Origin of the sequence: Anaeromassilibacillus sp. An250 (assembly GCF_002159845.1) — a bacterium.
GTDB classification, from domain to species: Bacteria; Bacillota; Clostridia; order Oscillospirales; family Acutalibacteraceae; genus Anaeromassilibacillus; species Anaeromassilibacillus stercoravium.
Map to the genome: position 1 here is coordinate 54,859 of NZ_NFJK01000012.1, position 23,222 is coordinate 78,080.

General features: G+C 52.6%; 15 protein-coding genes and 1 CRISPR repeat array. Of the genes, 6 read left to right on the forward strand and 9 right to left on the reverse strand.

Annotated features, from left to right (window positions below):
- Nucleotides 1-329: 329 nt before the first annotated feature.
- Both B5F54_RS11400 and B5F54_RS11405 read left to right on the forward strand, forming a co-directional pair.
- A complete protein-coding gene (locus B5F54_RS11400) occupies nucleotides 330-1,349 on the forward strand; it encodes a reverse transcriptase family protein (protein ID WP_087234281.1) in 1,020 nt (339 codons plus the stop codon).
- Between the two features lie 414 nt (nucleotides 1,350-1,763).
- Nucleotides 1,764-4,049, forward strand: coding sequence for a GH25 family lysozyme (locus B5F54_RS11405; RefSeq protein WP_172749717.1), 2,286 nt, complete (start codon nucleotides 1,764-1,766; stop codon nucleotides 4,047-4,049).
- A gap of 102 nt (nucleotides 4,050-4,151) precedes the next feature.
- Here B5F54_RS11405 and B5F54_RS11410 read toward each other — a convergent pair whose 3' ends face one another.
- Both B5F54_RS11410 and B5F54_RS11415 read right to left on the reverse strand, forming a co-directional pair.
- Entirely contained in the window at nucleotides 4,152-9,662 is a 5,511-nt protein-coding gene (locus B5F54_RS11410) for a glycoside hydrolase family 3 C-terminal domain-containing protein (RefSeq protein WP_087234285.1), read from the reverse strand.
- A gap of 344 nt (nucleotides 9,663-10,006) precedes the next feature.
- Nucleotides 10,007-11,746, reverse strand: a complete 1,740-nt coding sequence (locus tag B5F54_RS11415) for a hypothetical protein (protein WP_087234286.1) — start codon at nucleotides 11,744-11,746, stop codon at nucleotides 10,007-10,009.
- Nucleotides 11,747-12,032: 286 nt separating this feature from the next.
- On the opposite strand from B5F54_RS11415, the gene B5F54_RS11420 reads away from it, so the two are divergent.
- From B5F54_RS11420 to B5F54_RS11430, 3 genes are all read left to right on the forward strand, one after another.
- A complete protein-coding gene (locus B5F54_RS11420; RefSeq protein ID WP_087234289.1) occupies nucleotides 12,033-13,820 on the forward strand; it encodes a hypothetical protein in 1,788 nt (595 codons plus the stop codon).
- A gap of 180 nt (nucleotides 13,821-14,000) precedes the next feature.
- On the forward strand, nucleotides 14,001-14,945 hold the full coding sequence (locus B5F54_RS11425; RefSeq protein ID WP_172749718.1) for a hypothetical protein: 945 nt from the start codon (nucleotides 14,001-14,003) through the stop codon (nucleotides 14,943-14,945).
- A gap of 28 nt (nucleotides 14,946-14,973) precedes the next feature.
- Nucleotides 14,974-15,411: direct repeats of the CRISPR family, unit length 33 nt; unit sequence GTCGCCACCCGCGAGGGTGGTGTGGATTGAAAT.
- Nucleotides 15,412-15,524: 113 nt separating this feature from the next.
- Nucleotides 15,525-17,174 (forward strand): FAD-dependent oxidoreductase, encoded by a 1,650-nt coding sequence (locus tag B5F54_RS11430; protein ID WP_087234293.1) that lies wholly within the window; start codon nucleotides 15,525-15,527, stop codon nucleotides 17,172-17,174.
- 493 nt (nucleotides 17,175-17,667) lie between these two features.
- Here B5F54_RS11430 and lnu(C) read toward each other — a convergent pair whose 3' ends face one another.
- The 7 genes from lnu(C) to B5F54_RS11465 all read right to left on the reverse strand — a co-directional run bounded on the left by lnu(C) (nucleotide 17,668) and on the right by B5F54_RS11465 (nucleotide 22,197).
- Nucleotides 17,668-18,162: a lincosamide nucleotidyltransferase Lnu(C) gene (lnu(C), locus tag B5F54_RS11435; protein WP_019543803.1), complete on the reverse strand. Its 495-nt coding sequence runs from the start codon at nucleotides 18,160-18,162 to the stop codon at nucleotides 17,668-17,670.
- A 23-nt stretch (nucleotides 18,163-18,185) separates the two neighbouring features.
- Nucleotides 18,186-19,223, reverse strand: coding sequence for an IS1595-like element ISSag10 family transposase (locus B5F54_RS11440; RefSeq protein WP_002837184.1), 1,038 nt, complete (start codon nucleotides 19,221-19,223; stop codon nucleotides 18,186-18,188).
- Between the two features lie 47 nt (nucleotides 19,224-19,270).
- Nucleotides 19,271-19,909, reverse strand: a complete 639-nt coding sequence (locus B5F54_RS11445; RefSeq protein WP_087234295.1) for a CPBP family intramembrane metalloprotease — start codon at nucleotides 19,907-19,909, stop codon at nucleotides 19,271-19,273.
- A gap of 65 nt (nucleotides 19,910-19,974) precedes the next feature.
- Nucleotides 19,975-20,304, reverse strand: coding sequence for a hypothetical protein (locus tag B5F54_RS11450; protein WP_087234297.1), 330 nt, complete (start codon nucleotides 20,302-20,304; stop codon nucleotides 19,975-19,977).
- A gap of 330 nt (nucleotides 20,305-20,634) precedes the next feature.
- Complete coding sequence (locus B5F54_RS11455; protein WP_087234299.1) at nucleotides 20,635-21,201, reverse strand: VanZ family protein; 567 nt, start codon at nucleotides 21,199-21,201, stop codon at nucleotides 20,635-20,637.
- Between the two features lie 133 nt (nucleotides 21,202-21,334).
- Nucleotides 21,335-21,850 (reverse strand): HAAS signaling domain-containing protein, encoded by a 516-nt coding sequence (locus tag B5F54_RS11460; protein ID WP_087234301.1) that lies wholly within the window; start codon nucleotides 21,848-21,850, stop codon nucleotides 21,335-21,337.
- Nucleotides 21,847-22,197, reverse strand: a complete 351-nt coding sequence (locus tag B5F54_RS11465) for a PadR family transcriptional regulator (protein ID WP_087234303.1) — start codon at nucleotides 22,195-22,197, stop codon at nucleotides 21,847-21,849. The genes B5F54_RS11460 and B5F54_RS11465 overlap by 4 nt, the downstream gene beginning before the upstream one ends.
- A 295-nt stretch (nucleotides 22,198-22,492) precedes the next feature.
- Here B5F54_RS11465 and B5F54_RS11470 point away from each other — a divergent pair, with 295 nt between their 5' ends.
- On the forward strand, nucleotides 22,493-23,215 hold the full coding sequence (locus tag B5F54_RS11470) for a 16S rRNA (uracil(1498)-N(3))-methyltransferase (RefSeq protein WP_087234305.1): 723 nt from the start codon (nucleotides 22,493-22,495) through the stop codon (nucleotides 23,213-23,215).
- Nucleotides 23,216-23,222 lie beyond the last annotated feature (7 nt).

Here is a 23,222-nt window from a genome sequence, read left to right on the forward strand (position 1 = left end):
TTTTCTAGTATAATTTAAAAAATTTGTGGAAAAATCTTTACATTCCCTTTGGTACGAAAGAATTTATGATATGTTACAAAATTAGAATAGAATTTTGTAAAGAAATATGATACAGTATTCGTTAGGCGGGACAACAGCGCTTTCCGTGGCTATTGTCAGCACGGCTGGCCGGGGAGTCGCCGGCCAATAGGATATCTGGGCAGAAAGAGGCATGCGGGATTCGCCGTGTAATCGATACACTGCGTGTATTCCCACACGGCTGCGCCCGCATCCCTTCAGGTGTTTGATGTGTTGCCCCGCCGCACCTTTAAAAATCAGGAGGGAAGCGGATGATCCAGACACCCGAAGACTTTTGCCAATGGCTCCAGCCAGATGCTTCCATCCGTTCCGTGCAAAAAAGCTTGTATTGGCTTTTGTCCCTGCGATCCGCCCGGAAAAAGCGGCAGGAATACCAAATTTTCTGGCTGGCCAAACACAGCGGCGGTTACCGGCCGGTTGCGGCGCCCTCCCTTGGGCTTAAAAAGGTGCAACGCGGTATCCTTTCGCTGTTGTCTGTGGGGGAAGTCTCTCCCCATGCGACCGCTTATCAGCCGGGCTGCACGCTTTTGCGCAATGCGGCCCCGCATGTCGGGCAACCCTTCGTGGTCAAGCTCGACATCGCTAATTTCTTTGGGAGCATTCCTTTTCCAGCGGCCTATGCGGCCATCGACCGTGCCTTGTGCAGGAATCCAGAGATCCAATCATCCGCCAAGGCATCCTCTGCAAGGGAAGGAGCCACCGAAAGTTACAACGCGGCCCTGAGTTTTTTCTTTGCTACTCTCTGCACCCTCGACGGCGTTTTGCCGCAGGGCGCCCCCACCAGCCCGCTGTTGTCCAATCTAGTCTTTTTCCCTTTGGACTGCCGAATCGCTGCGTTTTGCGAGGGCCGTAAAATCCATTACACCCGGTACAGCGACGACCTGACCTTTTCGGGCGACTTTTCACCGGATACGCTGATCCGTTTTATACGGCGGCTTTTGTGCGAGCACGGATTCCTTCTTCATGAATCGAAAACCGTTATCGCCCGGCGGGGAAACCGGCAACAAGTGACCGGCATCCTCGTAAACGACCGCCCGCAGGCCGGGCGTAAATTCCGCAGGCGCATCCGGCAGGAACTCTATTATATTCAACGCTTCGGCCTATCCTCCCATCTGCTCCACGAAGGGCGGACGGGCGAGTCATGCGCCCCAGGGCCCTATCTCCACAGTTTGCTCGGCCGCATCCAATTTGTGTTGCAAGTGTGCCCATATGACCGGGAATTTCTGGGATACCGGGCATACATTTTGCAACAAATGAAACATTATACATAAATATGACGAAAATTAGGCGGCACGGGCCGCCTTTTTTCTGTCCCTTTTACTTCCTCCCTAACGGCCTCTTCTATCCCCCTGCCTTCGTCGTACAAACGTTTCCTATCCTTCCAGGAATCCCCTGTTCTACGCCATTTTTCCTCTGTGTTTTTCTATTCTTTCCCATATTTGCATATCCCCTCTGTGTACTTGACATAATTCTGGAATTCCCATATAATCAAACACGAAAACCATGTAAAAATCCGCCGGATTTTGCATGAAGTTCCGTGCCGGATGCGGCCCGGCCAACCAGAAGAAAGGGGATATGCGATTGAACGAACCATTTAAAAAAACATGCAAACAGCTTTCATCTATGCGGAGCGTTGTTCCGGCTGCGCGTGTTCGCGGCGTAGCCGCTTTAAAGGAGGAGCCCAATTGAAAAAAATACTCGCTTTGCTTTTGACGTTCTGTCTCACATTTTACTGTGGGGCTGCTGCTTTTGCGGAGGATGTTTCCGCTGTTGCGGCTACGTCTACAGGAACTTTTCAAATTGATAACACGTCCATTGCGATAAAAGTCGGGGAAAGCGCGGTGATTACCGCTTATGAAAATGGTTCCCCCACGATGAACGCCACATGGACCGTCAGCAATCCAAGCATTGCATCCGTCAGCAATGGTCTGGTGGCAGGCCACCAGCTTGGTACAACGACCGTCACCGCCACGAACAGCGCGGGAGAAAGCGCAACCTGCTATGTACACGTTGTCTTAAAGGGGATTGATGTGTCCTCCTGGCAAGGAAATATTGATTGGGGAACGGTCAAAAACCAAGGGATCGACTTCGCAATTATCCGCACCGGATATGGGAAGACCGCCCCGGAAGTGCAGACCGACGCCTATTTTGCGCAGAATTACAGCGGCGCCACCGCAAATGGCATTAAAGTGGGGGTATACCACTTTAGCTATGCGGAAACCGTAGAAGACGCCCTTCAGGAGGCTGACTTCTGTTTGAGCATTTTGGATGGGCGTGAACTGGATTACCCCGTCTTTTACGACATCGAGGACACTGTCCACCGCACCATGGATACCAATTTGATGGCGGACATTGTGGAGGCGTTCTGCGGGAAAATAGAAGCGGCCGGTTATCGCACTGGCGTCTATAGTTCGGTCAACATCTTTAATTCCAACCTATCCAGCCCGCGCCTTGATAAGTATGACCGCTGGGTGGCAAGCTGGGGCAGGGATGTGGCCAACCTCGATAAAGCTTATACCATTTGGCAGTATGCATACGGCACCCTAGCGGGGATCAGTGGGAATGTGGACTTGAACTACTCCTTTAAGGACTATTCACAGGCTGGTACGCCTGTGGCCCCGTCCAACCCAACCACGCCTTCCATCTCGTGCGACACATCTTCTTATGCGTTTGGTTCCAACGATGTATACTATTATAAGGTAGTTACATCCAGCGCAACGCAGCCGACCGCGACCTCTTCCAACCCGTCGGCTGTTTCCGTTACATTTGGCAAGAAGGTGAGCGACGGGTATATTTTCCAAATCAATAACGTCGGTTCTGGCACAGCGACCATCACCACAACCACGGCGGAGGGCGCTTCTGTCAGCTTCCAGGCAACCGGCAATAAATCTGCAACGCCGGCATTGACCTGTGACACATCGTCTTATACATTTAGTAATAATTCTGTATATTATTATAAAGTGTTTACAGACAGTATCGTGCAGCCAACCGCGACTTCTTCCAACCCTGCGGTTGTATCCGTGACGTTTGGAAAAAAGGTCTCGGACGGGTATATCTTCCAGATCAACAACGTTGGTACGGGCACGGCGGTGATCACCACGACCACTGCGGACGGTGCTTCGGTCAGCTTCCAAGCGACCGGCAACAAGTCCATCGTTTCCTCTACGTTGACTTGCGACACCACTTCTCCTTATACATTTGGTAGTAATTCGACTTATTACTACAAAGTGTTTACAAACAGTACCACACAACCGACCGCCACGTCTTCCAATCCTTCAGCTGTTTCCGTTACGTTTGGTAAGAGGGTGAGCGACGGGTACATCTTCCAGATCAACAATGTCGGCACGGGGACGGCGGTCATCACCACAACAACGGCCGATGGCGCTTCCGTCAGCTTCCAGGCAACGGGCACGCGGTCCACTTCAAGCGGTACGCCGCTGCGGTGTGATACCACCTCTCCCTATACATTTGGTAGCAATTCGGCATATTACTACAAAGTGTTCACCACCAGTGCAACGCAGCCGACTGCCACATCTTCCAACCCGTCCGCCGTTTCGGTCACCTTCGGCAAGAAGGTAAGCGACGGGTACATCTTCCAGATCAACAATGTCGGCACGGGCACGGCGGTGATTACGACGACGGTGGACGGTTCCTCCGTCAGCTTCCAGGCCACCGGCAATCGTTCTTCGTCGTCGGGGTCCACCCCCACCGGGAGCCTGACCTGTGACACCACGCATCCCTTTACCATCCGGCAGGGAAACATTTATACGTTCCTGTTTACACCGAATGGAAACGTTGGAACCCCACAGTTCACCACCGGCAACAGCAATGTTTTGATCACCGCCGGCCTGAAGCTGCGCAATGGTTCCTACCTGTTGACGGTCAAGGGCGTCGGCGCCGGCAGCACGGGCGTCTATGCGGCCATCCCTGGTCAAGCGCCGGTCAATTACTGCACGGTAAACGTCGAGTAATTCAAGAAAAAACCTAAAAGGCCCCAACCCTGGGAATCTCCCCGGGGTTGGGGCCTTACTGTTATCGGGAAGAATCCTTCCCTTTTATTTTACTATTTCCGATTAGCCAATCGTCACGGCACAGTGCTTCACTGCGTTCTGGCCCGGCAGGGTGGTGTAAACGCCCGTGCTCTGGCCCGGCGTGCCGGTGGCATAGACTCTGTAATAGTAGTCGTTGCCAACCTTCGCCACGAACTGCGTCTTCAGCACTTCGCCGTTGCCGACCGTGAAGCTCGGCGTCATGGCGTTGCCGTTCACGACCGTCATCTTGAAGCAGTATGCGCTGCCTCTCTTCAAGGTGAAGTTGACCGTCGTGTCGGAAACCACATAGGCATTCGCCGCCACGCTCTGGCTTGCAGATACAACGCCCGCTGCGCCGTATGCGTTGCCGATGTTCGCAGACGTGCTGCCCTTCGAACTCGTGGAGGTGCTCTTCTCGACCAGGCCGTCGATGCTGTTCTCCAGCGCCTCGACCGCGTCTGCAACCCCTTCTTCGGTCGCTTCTGCGTCGTTCAGGACCGCCTTCGCGGTGCTCAATGCGGCCTTCATCGTTGCTACGCTCTTTGCCGTGTACTTGCTGGTGTTGATCGCTTCGGCTTCCCCGATCAATGCTTCCAGCGCATCCTTATCCGGGATCAGGCGCAGGGCGGAGATCGCCGCTGCCAAATCTTCTGCTGCGGTGTCCACCGCATCCTGCGTTGCGTTTGCATCTTCCAGCACGGTCTTTGCTTCGGCCAGGACGGTCTCAAAGCTCGTCCATGCGTCATTCTGGATGTACTGGCCGGCGTTTTCAACAATGCCGTCGCCCTTGAGGACCAGCGCTTCCAGCTCGGTGACGTCTGCGCGGTAGACCAAGCCATAGATGGCGTCATACAGCGCATCCACCGCTGCGGTGATGTCCGCTTCCAGGACTTCTTCATCGTCCAGCAGGTCTTCCGCCGCTGCATACGCTTCGTCCAGCGCTGCCAGGCTGTCCGGCGTGAACAGGTCGCGGTTGATGGACTCTGCGATCTCCATCGGGATTTCCAGCTGGCTCTTGTCGCCTGCGGCAAAGCTCAGATAATGCAGTGCGTCGATCAAGTTGCTCCATGCGGTGTTGATCTCGTCCTGCGTTGCGGTCTTCTTTGCTTCGACGTCCTTCGCCGCCTGCAAGGCTGCTTCGTACTTCTCTTTCACGGACGGTACAGCTTCCGCTGCTTCGTCCGCACGGCCTTCTGCAATCTCGATGGTCGTGCGTAGGATCTGCTTGTTCACCACGGTGAAGGAGAAATCCAGCGCTGTGTCACCGCTGCCCATCGTACCCTCATAGATGTAGGCCGTGGTATCGGTGTCTGCATCGAACACAACCGGTTCGCCGTTTACAGAGATTGCCGCAAATTCCTCGCCCTCTACGCGCGGGGTAAAGGTCAGCGTATAGGAAGCATCCTTTTCCATTGCTGTCTCATAGCGGCCGATCAGGTTTGCAATGGTCATGTCTTCGCCATCCACGGCCAGCTGTGCGCTGGTGGGATACGTAACAATCAGATCGCCCGGTTCTGCTGGCGTGTCGACAGCCGTAAATTCGAACCAGTTCAGGTTCAGGCCGCCGGTCGTCATCAAGACCTTAACCTTATATTTTCCCGCCTCGAGATACACGCGCGGGCCTTCTCTGGTCACCCAGTTCTGCCAGCCGCCGGTCCCGCCGGTGGTGAAGGATGCAAACGTCTCGCCCTTGATCTGCATCACGAACGTATACTGCCCAAGCGCATCCTGCCCACTGGAAATTCGGGCCGCAATGTCATAATAGCCGGATTTCTGGATCTCGATGTTATAGATGGCATATTCGCCCTTGTCGCAATAGCCCAGGTTGCGGCCGCCATCCTCATCCGATGTGTTTTCGGGCCGCATGGTCCCCGAAATGCTGGCATACTGATCCGCGGCCTTGATCCGGGTTGTTCCCGAACCGACTGGGATATACTCCGACTCCATGCTGGTGTCGAAGCGGAGATAATCAAATTTTGCCGTCAGATGGTCGCCATCCACAGAACCGTCGGAGGCCAACAGGCCAATCTTTGGATCGGAATAGTTCCCAGAGGCCGAAGCCCCCAGATCATAATAGGTCTCGCCGTCCACGCTGATCGCACCGGTATAGGTGTTCCCGCGCTTGGAGAGCTTCAGATACATGACGTTGTCCGTCACCAAGTCGGCCAGATCCTTGCTGGCAACCAGCTGGCTGTGGGTCCCGTTGCTCTCCTGCGAGAGGAAGAAGTTCGCGCCGGGACGCTGGGCGCTGCTGCTCTCATTGTACTCCATGCGGAACGTGATGTAATTGTCCTCGTCCTGCATGACGATCATGCCAATCTCCTGATACAACCGATGCGGTTTCTGGTCAAAGGTCACCTTGGTATAGGCGTCCCAGTTGCCGGCGGCCGGCTGCGTCACATAGTTGCACAGGTTGTCGTTCGTCTGGTACAGGTCGCCCACCTCTGTGGTGATGCACAGGGCGCCGTCCTCAAGCTTGAGGTTTTCCGGATTCGGGCGGTTGACGGTCCAGAAGCTTTGCAGCTCGGTACCATCGAATTCATCGCTGCGCGGCCCCTGCGAGAAGCGAACCGTATAGACAAACGCCTGATCCGGGGATTCGCAGCGGATCACCGCAATGTGCGTATTGGGGTCATAGTCCACTGTATAGGTTACGCCCTCCGGCACATCGGCCGTGATCTCCGGAATGGATGCCATATCCTCCAACAGGACGGAATAGTCCGTGAGGGTGGATTCAAACTCTAGGATGGACTCGCCATTGACCTGGATGTCATCTGCATACGCATAGATCGGGTTCTCAAATACCGGCGGGAGCCCCGCTTCATCGGTAAAGATCACTTTATAGATGCGCTCCTCCATACCCTCGTTGGCATAGATGACCGCAATGGGGTTCTCCTGGGTTGCCTGAACCACCTGGACCTTCACGCCGTCCGGCGCTTCCACGGCCACTTCAGGGATTTCCACGCCCTCGTTCAGTTTGGTATAGACTTCATAGTCCAGCACCAGCGGGTTGAAGATGCGGATGGCGCGTCCGCCGACCGTCAGGCTGCTGATCATCGGGTCGCCCGGCTCGCTCTTTTCGACGCTGAACCAATGCTCGCCCGGCTCATAGGGGCTTACATAGTCCAAATCATACATGCGTGCGAACGCTGGGGACTTGATCAGGCAGTTCAGCACATTGATCGCACTGCGCTGCACTTCGCCAAGGGTCAGCACACCGGCGTTGACCGCATTGACAATGGAATCCGCTTCGTCCGCCACAGGCATCGCAATGTCGTTCTGTGCGCGGACCATGGCGGCCTCCTGGCGGAGCAGGCCGTCCTCGTTTTCGTTGGCCCACCAGTCGGTCATGACCATGCCGTCAAAGCCCCACTCGTTGCGCAGGGTCGTGGTGCACAGGTCATAGTTGGAAGCGGCCCAAATGCCGTTGATCTTGTTGTAGGAGGTCATGATGGTGCCGGTGTTCCCGTCGCGCACCACAATTTCAAAGCCCTTGAGGTAGATTTCGCGCAGGGCGCGCTCCGAAACGCGGGAGTCGTTATTATTCCGGTTCTGCTCCTGGTTGTTGGCTGCAAAATGCTTCGGCGTAACCATCGCGCCGCTCTTCTGCACGCCGCGGGTCGCAGCGGAGGCCATCACACCGGTGAGCACGGGGTCTTCGGAGAAATATTCAAAGTTGCGGCCGCAGAGCGGGTCGCGATGGATGTTGATGCCAGGTCCCAGCATGCATTCCACATTGTTGAGCACCAATTCCTGGCCGTGCAGGGTGTGCAGCTTCTCCACCAGGTCGGTGTTCCAGGTGCAGGCCATCAGTGTGCCGATGGGCAGCGCTGTCGCCAGCTCACCGTCATCCATACGGATGCCGGACGGTCCGTCTGCACAACACCCGATCGGGATACCGAACGCCTTGAGGCTGTCCGTCAAACCGCCGAACGCGGAAGCCGTGCCCGGGGTGACCTTCGGGCTGTTCATGCCCTCGCCGCGGCACAGATAGGCGACGTCCTCCAACGGGAGCTGCGCCACAAATTCTTCCATGCTGATATCACCGTTATAGACATCCAGAAGCGTATAGCCCTGGTCGCCCGTCGGTTCGATCGTCTCCGGCAGGTTCGCCTGGATGCGCTCGTTGACGTCCACTGTGCGGGTGGGCACCGGCTCCATCTCCATGACGATGTTGCCCTCTGCATCTTCCGTTGCAGCCATGCGCTCAAACGCATGGTCCGGGTCCACCGCCATGACTTCTTGGAGCTGTTCAACCACGCGCAGCTCCGGCTCCGTATGGGTGTACACCACGTCGCAGTCGCGCACGGATGTGCCCACATAGACCGGATAATCGCCCGCTTCCAGTACATAGGCGGACTTATGGCCTGTCTTGCCTGCATCGTCATAGGAAGCCATATGGTCGATGTCATAGGAGATGGTCATCTCCTGGGAATCGCCTGGCTGCAGGAGACCGGTCTTTGCAAAGCCCGCTAGGGACTTCGCCGCCTTACCCAGCTCTCCCTGCGGCGCGCCGTAGTAGACCTGGACAACCTGCTTGCCCTTATAATCGCCCGTATTCGTTACGTTTACGGTGATTTCAATCTTGCCGTCCACTTCTTCCACGGAGGTGGTTTCCACGGCGAAGTCGGTATAGGTGAGGCCAAAACCGAAGGGATACAGCACCTTATCCGGCGCAAACGTCTCAAAGTAGCGGTATCCCACATAGATGTCCTCAACATAGTTGTTGTACTCATTATTGCCGAAGTTCCCGGCGGAAGGATAATCCTCATACGACGTAGCGATGGTATCGCTCAGCTTTCCGGAGGCCGGGACATCACCGCTGACAACGTCTGCGACCGCCTTGCCGCCTTCCATACCGCCGTGCCAAACGTACATCACGGACTCGACGCCGTACTCTTCCACCCAGCTCATGTCGATGATATTGCCGACATTCAACAGGACGGCCACATGGTCAAATTGGTTGGTGACCTTTTGGATCATGTCGCGTTCGTCGTCGGTCAGGAGGAAGCTTCCCTCCGTGTTGCTGGCGTCCTTGCTCTCGCCCGCAGTGCGGCCGAGCACGATGATCGCCTTATCGGATTTGGAAGCTGCGTCTGCAACCAGCTCTTCGGTCACGGGCATTTCCGCCTGGCTCCAGGGCTCGGTCCAATCCCCGATGCCCACCGGCGGGTTCTCCGCGACCCAGTCTTCATAGACCTTCGCCAGGTCCTCGTTGACATGGATCTTCGGATTTTTGCGGAAACCGTCGAGGATGTTCGTCACATGATCGACGTTTACCTTGCCGCCGGAACCGGTGCCGCTCTTGAAATAGTTGATCTGAATGCGTCCGAACACCGAAACCGTTTCATCTGGCTTCACCGGTAGGGTTTGGTCCTCGTTCTTCAGCAGGACCGCGCCCTCCGCCGCCGTCTGCCTGGATAGATCCGCCAAACCGTCCACCGTTTTGGCCGAGGCCGTTGCAAACGGCAGGCAGGAGGTAATCATACATGCGCTGCACAAAATGGCCAGCGTCCGTCTCCATGGCTTTTGTCCGAAAGTTCTCTTTTTCATTCTTGCACTCCTCTCCACATGAAATTCTTTCCTATTCCAAAAAAGATCCCCTACCCTCCTTTCATCCGATAAATAATATTACCGGAATTCCTTATTTTTCCAATGTCTTCCGAAACTATTAAATCATTTTCATAAGCAATTGTCAACTAGTTCAGAATATTTATATAAAACGATTAATAACCAAATCTCTCAAAACACGAACGGGGAAAACAGGCCAGCAAACACATTACAGCCTGTGTGTCCCTGACGCGCTCCATGCGTCGCAAAAAACAACCGGCTGCCACATGATTCGTCATGTGACAGCCGGTTGTTTGGTGATATTTTTCAATGGAATCGAAATTCCGTTATACTCCCCCATTCGAAACGGCGGCGGAAACCCCCTGTGCATGGAGCCAATCCTCCCACTTCTGAAGATTGTCCTCGTCGGCCAAGAGCCGGTACCGCAGCATGGGTTCCTCAAACGGCACGCCGCATACCTGCGCGCGCAGCGCATACTGCTTCAACAGCTTCCAAACCACTGGGCAATGCTCTTCCACCAAGCGTTCGGTCTCCGCATCCGCAAAAGAGGCCTCCTGGAACGCAGGGATGTCCTCCAGTTGGCAGGCCGTCTCCCAATCGGGCAGGTCGCAGGGGTATTGCCCCAATTGGCTGGTCATCCAACTGGCCAGCATCACTTCCACATCGGCGACATCCTCCAGGGCGCGCTCCTCTGGGTAAGCGGGGTCTGCATCTTCCCACATGGGCAGCAATTCCTCCGACTGGAACCAGCGGTTGTAGACCGCTCCGCCGTCCTCCCCCAGCAGTTCCGCCAAGAGCGCCGCAGGCGAGAAGTCCTCCCCGCCCTTTTCCAAAACCGCACGCAGCACCGCGTCCTTCCCCCCAGATCGCTCTTCCGCGCGATCCTCCACCAGCTTGACCACCAGTGGCGCCTGGATATAATGCAGGAATTCCGTCCGTCCTGCGGATTCCGAAAGATCCGCCTCGTCCATGGGCGCAAATGAGAAAAGGGCCGGGTCCTTTATTTTGATCGTCAAATACCGGTTAAACAGGGAGTTGAACTGCCATTCAGGGCGGATATCCAGCACTTCCCGCTGTGCCTCCGGCAGCGCTCCCATGGAGGCGTTCTCATAATAGGTCGCCAATCCCTCGTAAAACCAGAGGTTTGGCGCGGCATGGAAGGTCTGTGTCGGGACCGCATGGTCGAAATAGGCGTGGAACATGCGATGGCTGAGCAATTCCCAGTCCCGCCGGTCTGCCGCGTCAAAGGTTGCGCATACACTGTGCACCCCCGCTCCGCCGATCACGTCCCCTTCCTCTGTTGGCAAGAGGATGATCTGATACGGCTGCTCCTCTGTGCCGAACCGCTCCGCATAGTAGGCGCGCAGGGCGGAGATGCCGGAGGCGACCTCCTGCGGGAATTGCCCCTCTTCCCCCGCGACCCCATAGACCGCCGCACCGCCGGTCTGCTCTGCGGGAAAGTATTGCGCAAAGTTCCCCATGGCAAAGGCGTCGTTGTTGAGGTTGTAGGCGTCCGCCCAGGTCACATCCTGAAGCTCTTCAAAGGGCAGGATGACCGTCCAACCCTCCCGCGCCTTGAGCGCGACACGCAGTGAGCGCACCACCGCCTCATCCTGCGGGAACCCGTCCTGATAGAATTCCATCGGCAGGAGCAGCGCTTGGCCGCCGTCGAACACACAGTATTCCTCCTGCACCATCCCCCTTTGGCCATGTTTCCCAGAGGCTCCCAACGGCACCTGATAGACCAGCGAAACGTCGGCCCCACGCCCCAACTCAAATGTCAGGAAGTCCTCCGTCTGATGGGCCGGCAGGCTCACTCCATCCGCCCCCGTGCACGATTGTACGGTCACATCCTTATCCCCTATATATAAGGAAACGGTTTTCCCTCGCGATAGGGGAGAATTATGTACTTCCAGCACAACCTCCAGCGTATTGGCCTTTACCTCCGGGGCCGATACCGTATAGTGGAGATCATACTTTGGATCTACCACGCAAACGGCCACGATTGCCGCCGCCAAGATTGCCAAAATGCCCCCAAGCGCAATCCATCTTCCTCGATGTTTCATAGTTCCTCCTCAACAGGGTGTCGTTCCCCTGTCCATTTGCTGTTTATAAGTGGATGATATGGGATATTTTATTAATTTTTATCTACTTCTTTCAAGTAAATTATCCATTTTCCCAAAGGAACCCCCCTGTATTCAAAAAATGTTCCCCTACTTTTTCCAAGGAGGTTGCTTGTATAATATTGATAAGAGGAATTTACCAATTCTTTCAAATGTGTACCGCTATCACGTGTTTTTTATCAAACTGCATAGATTTTTTGCGCGGCAACTTTTTGGAGGTGTAACTTTTATGAAAAAGAATCTTTTGATCGGCGGCTGCGCCGCATTGGTTTTGGTGGCGCTGTCCGCGTTTGGCCTGTGGCATACGCAGGGGGATGCATCCTATCATATGGACCCCGACCTTGCACAGTTCGGCGTTTCCTACACCGTGGAGCCTACGGACATCGAAAGCAAGATTGTGAGTGTTTCCATAGAACTGACGCCGGACAAGCTTTCCCCCGACCGGATGTTTTATCTGGATATCGGCGAGGTGGAAGCGTCGGAGCCGGTTTGCACCGATGCGGACGGCACAGAAATCGCCCTGAACAATTTGGGAAGCGCCTGGGAGATCGGGCCTGTGTCGGAGGACTGCGAATCCGTCGTTTTCCAATACGACGTCAAGCTCGGGGAAAACACCGGCGTGGATTTCCAGGTGGATGGCGACCTCTATGAGGATCTGTTGGCCTTCCAAGGGAAAAAGGTCCTGATGATGCCGCTGTTTGACTCCAACAACCTGACGCATATGGAAAAGTACATCAGCAGCGTTTCCTTCCAGCTTGCGGGGGGCTCCGACTGGAACGCCATCATCCCCTTTGCACCGGCGAACAGCCCGGAAAAATCCTTCCAGCTGGAACGCCCCACCTGGTACGACTATTACGACCTGATCAATTCCAGCTATTGCTTCGGCAGTTTTGAACCGCTGAACCTGTCCTCCGGCGGGGAAAACGCCGTATTCTACCTGGACAGCGCCATCCGGGAAAGCGCCGAGCTCAGCGACCTGAGTATGGTCATTTCCTTCTACAATTATTATACCGGCGTATTTGGCAGCAATCTGGACAAGCCGGTGGTCCTGCTCCGCACCAACGAGGACGGCGAGAGCATCATCCTCTCCGGCGTCGGCGGGCAAAGCGCGGCGATCTCCCTCTCGATGTACACGCCGGATGCATGTCAGACCATGTCCCGCACCCTATACCATGCCTTCTTCGACAGCAAGGTCCATGCGCGCAACCTGCATTACCAACCGAACGAATGGCTGTATCGCGGCCTGGGCGACCGGTATGTAAACGCCTCCGCAGAGGCGCTCCCCCAGGAGCTGAAGGACCTCTACGGCATCCAGGTGCAGGACGATCTCAATACCCGCTACATGAAATATCTGTTTATCTCCTTGAAAGACCCCGTCATGGCCTCCCTTTCCTCCGATATGGAGGGGTCCATGGCGGCCGGTCAGGAGGACTTCTATTTCAATGTGAAGGTTCCGCTGATTCTGGAGACCATCGAGAGCTTCACCAGCCAAAAGCAGGAAAACGCACTGCTCCACTACCTGATGGAGCAACCCCAGCGGCAGGATGTGAACATCTCCCGCCTGATGCAGGACCTGCTGGGCGACAACGAGGAGATGGTGCGCGCCTACTTCTCCGGGACCTCCTTTATCCCCAATTACTGGAACCTATCCGCACAGAACTGGAGCGCAGAAGACACGGTCAACCTTCTGGCCGGCTATGAAGATACCCTCTCCACCCTGTTCGATCAGCAGTATGTCCTTTACCCCTATGACCCGGTGTTCCTCATCAAGACCGACCGGCTCTATCAGGAGATCGAGGAACGCGATCTGTCGTTCGCCACGCCGGAAGTGGAGCAGCTGGTCAAGGATTACTCCGAAACCCTGTACCTGCTCCTGATGCAGAACGCCCTGCGTGCCGACCTCTGCGGCATCGACGACCCGGGCGCGGCAGGCGTGAAAACCGAACTCAATTCCCAGGAAAACGGCCAGATCTGGGCTGATTATGTAGCCTCCGTCGGCATGGAGGAATTGGTTTGAGCTGACAAAACATCGCCATCCGATGTTTGCAGATAGTTACAAATGAAGCCCTCAAGTTTCCCCTTGGGGCACAATAACATGAAACGGAAAGGAGCGTGCATAACCTATCGGGAATGTATCCAGCATCTTTAAATACTTTTGCACCCCGCTTGGACGGGCATGCAAAAAAAGGAGAGAAGTATGAAAAGGAAAAATTTGAAAAAGGCAGTCTCGTTTATGCTTGCGACGCTCATGGCAGCTTCGGCCATGACCCAGGCATTGGCTGTCCGTGAAGATCCGCCTTCTGAGGCGCACATCGACAGCAGCTGGACCATGTACCTGGTCCCGAACGCACACATCGATACCGCATGGCAGTGGCCCTATGAGGACACCGCGCGCGATGTCATCAGTGATACGTTCAACCGCGCAATCACAAACCTGAAGAGCAATGAGAACTACAAGTTCACCATGTCCGCTTCGAAGCACTATGAGTGGACCAAGGAATACTACCCGGAGATGTATGAGGACGTCAAGGAGCTCATCGCCAACGGGCAGTGGGACAACCCCGGCGGCCAGGTGGTCGAGCCGGACCTGAACCTCCCCAGCGGCGAAGCTTTGGTCCGCCAAAGCTTGGAAGGCCAGCGCTTCTTCGAGAGGGAATTCAACCAGATGAGTACGGTCGGCTATGTGCCGGATACATTCGGCTTTAACGGGCAGTTCCCGCAGATCCTGAAGAAGGCCGGCATGGACAACTTCGTCACCACGAAGCTCAACTGGCAGCAGCAGAACACCGAGCGCGATTCCGACATCTTCAAGTGGAAGGCCATCGACGGCACCGAAGTCCTGGCCTATGCGCCGATGAAGGACTATGTCAACATCTACAGCGACAGCCAGATTGTCAACGCCCTCAAGCGCAACGAGCAGACCGGCAAAGAGACCGGCGTGAAAAAAGCGCTCGGCATGATGGGCAATGGCGACCACGGCGGCGGCCCCGATTCCGGCCAGTATGCAAGGGTTCTCCAGCAGGACGGCTCGGACGCTGTGCAGGGCGCAAATGTCGAGATGGCAACCATCACAGAGTATTTCAACAGCGTCCGCGAGACGGAAGACCTGAGCAAGGTCCGCACGGTGGAAGGCGAAATGTAGGTTTTCAACCGATGGTCGATTTTATCAGGTCGCCACCCGCGAGGGTGGTGTGGATTGAAATTCGCAGTTGCGGATCCTGATAGCTCTCTGCATTAAGTCGCCACCCGCGAGGGTGGTGTGGATTGAAATTGTCCCTCCGTTTTTAACCCGGGTGGCAATCATGTCGCCACCCGCGAGGGTGGTGTGGATTGAAATTATTTTGGTTTCAACGCTGCTCATTTTTTGATATGTCGCCACCCGCGAGGGTGGTGTGGATTGAAATCCTATAGCCATCCAAGAAAAACATCTCGTTGGAAGGTCGCCACCCGCGAGGGTGGTGTGGATTGAAATATATTTTTCTCCTTGGTCCATACCGCGCCGGGGGTCGTCGCCACCCGCGAGGGTGGTGTGGATTGAAATGCGGGGACGATCCCACAACCAACAGCGTCAGCCAGTCGCCACCCGCGAGGGTGGTGTGGGTTGAAATTGGCAATGGCTTTTCTTTGTTCAGTCAGCCGTCTACTGTAACTTAGTCACATCCTTTTCGCAACTTTTGGTATTAAAATAGGGATATCATTACGAGCAGCAGGAGGTTTTAAAATGAAGATTTGTATTGTAGGCGGTGTGGCCGGCGGTGCAAGCGCCGCGACGCGTTTACGAAGACTAAGCGAAGATGCCGACATCGTGTTGTTCGAAAAGGGAGATTATATTTCCTACGCAAACTGTGGGCTTCCCTATTATATTGGCGGCGCCATCCAAGAAAAGGATGCCCTTCTGGTTACAAAACCGGATCTGCTCCGCAACCGCTTCCGCATAGACGTCCGGACCGAAAATGAAGTGCTTGCGATCCATCGTGCAGAGAAAGAGCTGCAAGTCAAAAATTTGCGGACCGGAGAGGTCTATACCGAATCTTATGATAAGTTGATCCTCTCCCCAGGGGCCGAACCGAAACGTCCGCCTTTGCCGGGGATCGATCTCGACGGTGTCTTTACCCTGCGCACCGTAACCGATATGGAACGGATCGATGCCTATCTAAAAGGCCGCTCCGCTTCACGCGCCGTTGTGGTCGGAGGGGGATTCATCGGTGTGGAGATGGCGGAAAACCTTCAGAGGCGCGGTCTGGATGTGACCATCGTTGAATTTGCAGACCAAGTGGTGGCCTCCCTCGATCCGGAAATGGCACAAATATTACATAGGCATTTGACAGAGCATGGCGTCTCTTTGCGGCTGAAAACTGGCCTGGCAGGAATCGCACAGGTGGATACCGGCCTGCAGGTGGAGTTATCGAACGGAAGCGCGATCGAAAGCGACCTCGTGCTTCTCTCGATCGGGGTTTCTCCGGAAAACAAGCTGGCAAAAGAGGCCGGATTGCATCTCGGCGTGGGCAACAGCATCGCTGTAAGCGCTTCCTACCAGACGTCCGACCCGGACATTTATGCAGTTGGGGACGCCATCGGCGTGACGCATCTGGTCAGCGGAAAGGAAACGCTGGTCCCGCTGGCAGGTCCGGCCAACAAACAGGGGCGGCTCGCTGCAGAAAATGCGTTGGGCGGCCATCAAGCTGCACAGCCGGTGCAGGGAAGCTCGGTGTTGAAAGCGTTTGATTTGACGGCTGCCTCGACAGGTCTAAACGAAAAGCAGGCCAAGGCGCTGGGCCTTCCCTATCGCAAGACCTATATCCATCCGCAGTCCCACGCTTCATACTATCCCGGCGCAACACCAATCTCTATGAAGATGTTGTTTGACGGCAACGGTGCCATTCTCGGTGCGCAGGCGATAGGATACGAGGGCGTAGAAAAGCGGATCGATGTGCTGGCAACCGCTATACGTCTCCATGGGACTGTCTACGACCTGGAAGAATTGGAGCTCTGCTATGCACCGCCGTTTTCTTCCGCCAAGGACCCGGTCAATATGCTGGGTTTTACCGCGGCTAATATCCTCAAGGGCGATATGCCCGTCTATTATGCGGAGGATATCCCGGGCCTCTCTCCCGAAGGCACCACTCGCCTGGATGTGAGCACCCCGGCGGAATTCGGTATGAGCACCATCCCCGGTTATCAAAACATCCCGCTGGACGAACTGCGCGGCCGCCTATCGGAACTGGATCCGAATAAGCCGGTCTATGTTACGTGCCGTGTGGGGCTTCGCGGCTACCTTGCTACGCGTATCCTAAAGCAACACGGCTTTGACGCCTATAATCTCAGCGGCGGCATGAAGACCTACCAGTTGGTCCGCGAAACGGAATCTTAAAGCTGAAATGGACTGAAAACACTTGGCGCTATACGAAAGGCCTCAAAAGAGTCCCCTTGTTTTCTCCTCTGGAAGCGGCTCTGACATTTTAAATTTATAGACAGACAAAAGGAAAAGGGCTGCATCGTTCGATGATGCAGCCCTTTTAGAATTTTTCCGCAAAAGCGGTTACCCGTGCGGGACGAACCGCTTAAAAGATAAAGCTTATCCATCTTTCGTTTTAGATTTGCGATGCATCGTAACAATTGCGATCGAAAAAAGAATCATTGCAATATTTGCAACAATTGTCCCCGCCCATGTCATCCTGGAAACAAACAAGGAGGACATGGCATTAAACATGGTATGAAACAGCACATACACAAACACATACCCTTTTCCTGCTATTTTATAGATTGCCCCTCTAAAAAAACTTGGCTATGTCACAACAAACAGTTGATAAATAGCCATTTTTATAGGGGAGTATCAGAACTCCCCTACAAACTGTTATTTGCAGTTATCTATACTCATTTGGAATTTCGATATGAAGTGTCTCACACAATAACTTCACATCATGTGCATCATTTTCATCAAACTCGTATCCCAGATGGAACATTACTTGACTATATGGTTCAATACAGGAAACCTCTATTTCCTCAATTCTTCCTTTACCCGAAAAAGTTTCTACCGGAAAACAATCCCCATCATAAAGAATTTCACCTTCGTCCGTATATTCAAAACAATGCAAATCAATAATTCTGTTTTTCAAATCTTCCCATACAGTATGGTTCAATGTTGTATATTCCATCTTAATCTCATAAAAGCCATTAGCTTTCATTATTTCTATAAAGTTCTGATAATCGTTCTTTTCTACAAAAATGTCAATATCATTATGGGCTCTTGACTGATATCCAAGAAGAGCATCTACACCCCAGCCACCATCAAGAAAGACTTTAATCTCCGCATCTATTGCAAATTGAAGAATCTGTTTTACATCTGTTATATTGACCATCTTATCATCTCCACAAATTCTAATTAGGCGACCAGAGGAACTGCTGGTCTGTTTGATAAATCTCTGCATTTAGCAGTTTTCAATGTTGCCAAAACGAAAGTTAAGAAGATGTTCCTTTTCTCCATGTCGCTTTCTTTGGCGTAATTTACAAGGTTATTCCACACAAGATAGTTGTTCAGATACTTGGTAGAAACACCGTTAAAGCCACGCATAAACCTCTTTAGCTGGCTATGGTAGCTATTGATATGTTGGATATTATAAATGCCTTTCTTGGCTTTGCCAGTCTTTAACTGCACAAGGTCAATGCCATTGGCATTTGTAAATCTCACATAGGAGTTCATCTTGTCCGTAACAAGAGTGGAATTGGTCTTAATCCTACCATCATAAATATGATGTAAATCTCTTGTAGAAACTCTACCAGTATTCGTAATCTTGGAGATAGACAAGCCATTCCTATTAACCGCACAAGGAACACATACCTTTTCTTGGGACAAGCCTCTGATATGTGTAGAATGACCACGCTTATGAGCCTTGCGTGGCATAGCAAATGTCTTACTCTTGCTATGATTGCCCTTGTACGAGATGGCGAAAAAAGTTTCGTCAGCCTCAATAATGCCGTCAAGGGTAACATCGTCTGCCATATTCTGAAGTGCATCCAAAATCTTGTGTCTCCAAAGGAATGCGGTGTTTCTGTGAATCCCACAAGCAACAGCAGTCTTACGAATGGATAAGCCATTCATCATACAATCAATGTACTGCTCCCACACGGACAAGTCTTTTCTTGTACCAGACACAATGGAGTTCGTAGCAATCACGAAGGACTTGCCACAATCCTTACATACATATCGCTGTGTGCCATCTTTACGATGACCATTGCGAACCACATGGATACAGCCACAAAGAGGGCATACACGACCATTTGCAAAGCGTTCCTTTGCTACGAAATCTTCAATATTCAAAGACTTTACAAAGGCAGGACTTAAAAGCATTGTTTTAAGGCTTTCCTGCTCTGCGACAGTCAACTTACCGATAATATCTAATGCGTCTTTGATAGTAGGCATATCCAATTACCTCCTTCGGTGGTACTGTTTCTTACTATTATTATACGCTATTTCTCGTCAAAAATCAACCATTTGTTGTGACAGAGCCAAAAACTTAATGACATAACCTGTATATTGAACATCCAAAAGTCAATCAGCCCGTCACAGTGATTTGTTCCAGGAATAAAAAAGAGGGGGATGTGCCAAAAAATCCAAATAACCCCAACGAAAATGGAGGAAACAAGGAACCCATATCTTTTATCTAGTCCGGGCTGCAATACATACATCCAGCCAGTTTCTTCCAGGCCGCCGATAAAAAAATTCCCAGGCAAAGAAAGGAAAAACATATAAAACGGAAGCATCTTATCTGTGCCTGCTGCTACTGCCATATGTATACCAAAATACAGTGCAACGCCTGCAACTACAACCAGATAGACAAAAACATCCGTTTTCCAATAAAAGACCGTTTTTATCCATTCCCGCAAACTTGCTACTTCGCCATTCTTTCTTAAAACGACAAATGAAGCAATCGCGGGAGACAAAATATAAATAGCAAAGGGGATATTCATTGCAAATTGTTGTAATGAGCCAACCAAGCCGTAAACTCTATATCCGAATTGGCCAAGCACAATCAACACGCTTGACACACCATAGGCAATACAAAAGGTCAAGGCAGTAAACGGTACGATCACTTTTTTGTCTGACACTTCCTATGCCACCTCACAAATCCATGCATTTGAGGAATAAATTTCTCGTTCAACCGCTTTTTGTTTTACGATTCATCGAGCGCATTCCTGATGGCGATATTCACGAGTTTGTAGATGCTCACGCCGTATTTCGCTTTCAGTTCCTCGAGCCCGGCGAGATTGCTCTCACGAATCAGAAGCGTATGCGTCACAGAAAAATCGTTGTCTGCCTTTTTATAGAGGGAAATCTTTTCGCTTTCGATCAAGTGCTCTAAAGAAGCATTTACTAAGTCGGTAATGGTGGCATCGTATACAGTGGAGAGTTGTTCCAAGCGTACATAGAGGCTGTCGTCTATTTCATAATTCCGCCGGTACTTCTTTTCGCGCTTATGAAACTTCTCGTCAAAATATCCCATATTTCCACTCTTTCATTGCTCAATACTCTTGTATCTAATTTTATAGGTATATAAAGCGTGGTTTAAGTGTATATAAAAACATATTAATATGGTATAATAGTCTTAATAAAAGATGTAAAAATATGTATAAGAAGTCTAGATGTCCGGAGCATTCGCAGGACTCCGCAAGCGGGAAATCGATTGCTTTCTTATTTCATTGTGCCTTTTCCACGTCCCTAACGGAGGATTCCATCATAAACAAAGGAAAAGGACCTGTTCATTTTGAACAGGTCCTTTTCCTTTCCCATCGAGCTAGTTCTCAACAAGCCTAGTTCCATCAAATCATTTGATTTATTTTCTAAGGGATGCAGGCAACTGAGCCCCCAACATATTTTGCCACCACTTTCTGGATTGCAGCGCTTTGTTCAGCAGGGCAAACAGGCCGTACCCCATGACAGCACCCAGCACGTTCATGATCACATCGTCGATGTCCGCGGAACGTCCGGTGAAATATTGCAGCACCTCGATCAACACCGTGATGCCGAGAGCCGCCAGAAGCGTTTTCCAACAGGCGCGCAAACGCGGAAAGACCATTGGCAACAGCAGGCCAAATGGGACGAACATCAGGATATTCAGCACCAACTGGCTGGCCATCCGTTCCATGCCCATCTCATAGGGATGGCGCAGCCATTCAAAGGGCGCCAGGTTTAAGAAATAATAGGGCGGCATGAAATTGATTCCACCGATCAGCAAGGTTGCATCAAACACCAGAATGGTAAAGCAGATCAGTGCATATACCGTCAGATGGCGCAGGGCGGAAAGATGGAGTTTTCTCTTCCACAGGAAGAAGGGGAAATACAACAGGGCTCCCAATACCAACGAAAAGGGAATGCCCGTGATCAGCACGCCAAGAAACATTGGGAATCTCCTCCTTTATATGTAATATCTGTATTATTTTAAATAGTACAGTTAAGAGTATTACATATTTCTCGCACCCTGTCAAGTGGTAAATCCATGCAAAAACAAGCGGCAGGATTCCTGCCGCTTGTTTTTACGATATGGAAGATTTCTTCTTCCTTCGATGCCAAAGATAAGCCCCTACAAAAAGCGCACACAGCAGAAGCGGAAGCAAGATCCCGATCCACTGGATGGAACCTATGGCCAAACTCCCTGTGACAAAAACCGCGGTCGGCCCATCCGCCCCTCCGATGATAGCGACATCCTCTGGGAATGCTGGTCCGCCTGCAAAAAGTGCCGATAAAACGGCTGGAAGCAACACTTCGCCCAAAACCTTCAAGAGGGCAATTGCACCAAACAAAATCCCCGCGATCAGAAGGAACCAATCCAACGGCGTCCTTTGGGGAAGCAATTGACCGGCAAAATTCTCGTGGAACTCCGCGGCTACTTTGTCCGGAGTCCCCATATCTTTTATAATCTGCTCCTGCGTTTCACCCGCCTCCATACGCGCTGTAAAATCGCTCAGCAAATCGTTTTTGATCCGTTTTTTAATTTTGCGCGGCAGCCGCAAGTTTCGCATCACCGCGCGGATATAAGCTTCCTTTGTCATGTTTTCCCATCCTCCCCTTGTAAAAAATGGTTGGCTACCCTGTCAAATTTGCGCCAAAGCTCCAGCAGCTCTACAAGGGCCTCCTCCCCTTTCGGCGTACAGCGGTAATATTTTTTTGCAACGCTCTTGTCTTCGGGGATACTCCACTCCGAGACAACCAGGCCATCGTCCTCCAGGCGGTATAAAATCGGGTATAGGGTCCCTTCCTTAATGCGGAATAGGCCCCCGCTTTCCTGGTCAAGACGCTGCAAAAGCTGGTAGCCATAGGCGCGCCCCTGGCTCAAGAGCTTGAGGACAACGATTTCCAGCACGCCGCGTTTGAGCTGCCGTTCATACCTTGTATCCATTTCCCTTCTCCTATTTAAATTACTTAGTATTACTAAGTATTATTATATGTACATCACAGGATTTGTCAAGCCATTTCTTCAAGAATTCCCCATCTGTACGTTGCTACCCGTTTGCCGAATGTTCTATAACCTGCTGTGTGCGTTTAGAGGGGCGAACATCACATATGCCACTTTCCAACAATACGCCATCTTACCGCTACTAAGCGCAAATGGTCTATGATTTTTATGGCGGTAAACGACCTAGCAACCTCCTGATATGGTATAATAAAGCAATCAAACCATTGAGGTGACCATCATGCCAAGATTTTTTATCGATTATATTCCAGAGGAGCGCGCCATTCTGACCGGGCCCGACGCCCATCACATCGCCAAATCCCTGCGGATGCGGCCGGGCGAACCGCTCATCCTCTGCGACAGCATCGGCACGGATTACAACTGCGAAATCGAGCAGATCGACGGGGAAACCGTGACCGTAAAAGTGCTGAATTTCTGCCGCAGTGTTAGCGAACCCTCTGTCTTTGTCACGCTTTATCAGGCTTTTCCCAAGGCGGATAAAATGGATGCGGTCGTCCAGAAGTCCGTCGAATTGGGCGTATCGCGCATTGTCCCCATGCTGTCGGAGCGCTGCGTCTCCCGGCCGGACGAGAAGGCCGTCAAAAAGAAAGCCGACCGCTGGCAAAAGATCGCCGAGGAAGCGGCCAAGCAAAGCGGGCGCGGCGTGATTCCGCAGGTCTCCCCGTCCCTGCCCTTCCGCGCCGCCATCCAAGAAGCCGAAAAAGCGGGGGAAATCCTATTCTTTTATGAGGGCGGCGGCGAGCATATCTCCGCACTTGTTGGGCCGAAGACGCAGAAGCTCTCCCTCTTCATCGGCCCGGAGGGCGGATTTGCTGAGGCAGAGGTCCGTTTTGCCCAGGAGCACGGCGCAAAAATCGCAACGCTTGGCCCCCGCATTTTGCGCACGGAAACCGCCCCCATCGCAGCGTTGGCGGCGATCATGCTCGCCACGGATAATCTATAAGGAAAGG

Coding starts and splice junctions, on each gene's coding strand:
- B5F54_RS11400 (WP_087234281.1), top strand. CDS start 330: ATGATCCAGACACCCGAAGACTTTTGCCAATGGCTCCAGCCAGATGCT.
- B5F54_RS11410 (WP_087234285.1), bottom strand. CDS start 9,662: ATGAAAAAGAGAACTTTCGGACAAAAGCCATGGAGACGGACGCTGGCC.
- B5F54_RS11415 (WP_087234286.1), bottom strand. CDS start 11,746: ATGAAACATCGAGGAAGATGGATTGCGCTTGGGGGCATTTTGGCAATC.
- B5F54_RS11420 (WP_087234289.1), top strand. CDS start 12,033: ATGAAAAAGAATCTTTTGATCGGCGGCTGCGCCGCATTGGTTTTGGTG.
- B5F54_RS11425 (WP_172749718.1), top strand. CDS start 14,001: ATGAAAAGGAAAAATTTGAAAAAGGCAGTCTCGTTTATGCTTGCGACG.
- B5F54_RS11430 (WP_087234293.1), top strand. CDS start 15,525: ATGAAGATTTGTATTGTAGGCGGTGTGGCCGGCGGTGCAAGCGCCGCG.
- B5F54_RS11440 (WP_002837184.1), bottom strand. CDS start 19,223: ATGCCTACTATCAAAGACGCATTAGATATTATCGGTAAGTTGACTGTC.
- B5F54_RS11450 (WP_087234297.1), bottom strand. CDS start 20,304: ATGGGATATTTTGACGAGAAGTTTCATAAGCGCGAAAAGAAGTACCGG.
- B5F54_RS11455 (WP_087234299.1), bottom strand. CDS start 21,201: ATGTTTCTTGGCGTGCTGATCACGGGCATTCCCTTTTCGTTGGTATTG.
- B5F54_RS11460 (WP_087234301.1), bottom strand. CDS start 21,850: ATGACAAAGGAAGCTTATATCCGCGCGGTGATGCGAAACTTGCGGCTG.
- B5F54_RS11465 (WP_087234303.1), bottom strand. CDS start 22,197: ATGGATACAAGGTATGAACGGCAGCTCAAACGCGGCGTGCTGGAAATC.
- B5F54_RS11470 (WP_087234305.1), top strand. CDS start 22,493: ATGCCAAGATTTTTTATCGATTATATTCCAGAGGAGCGCGCCATTCTG.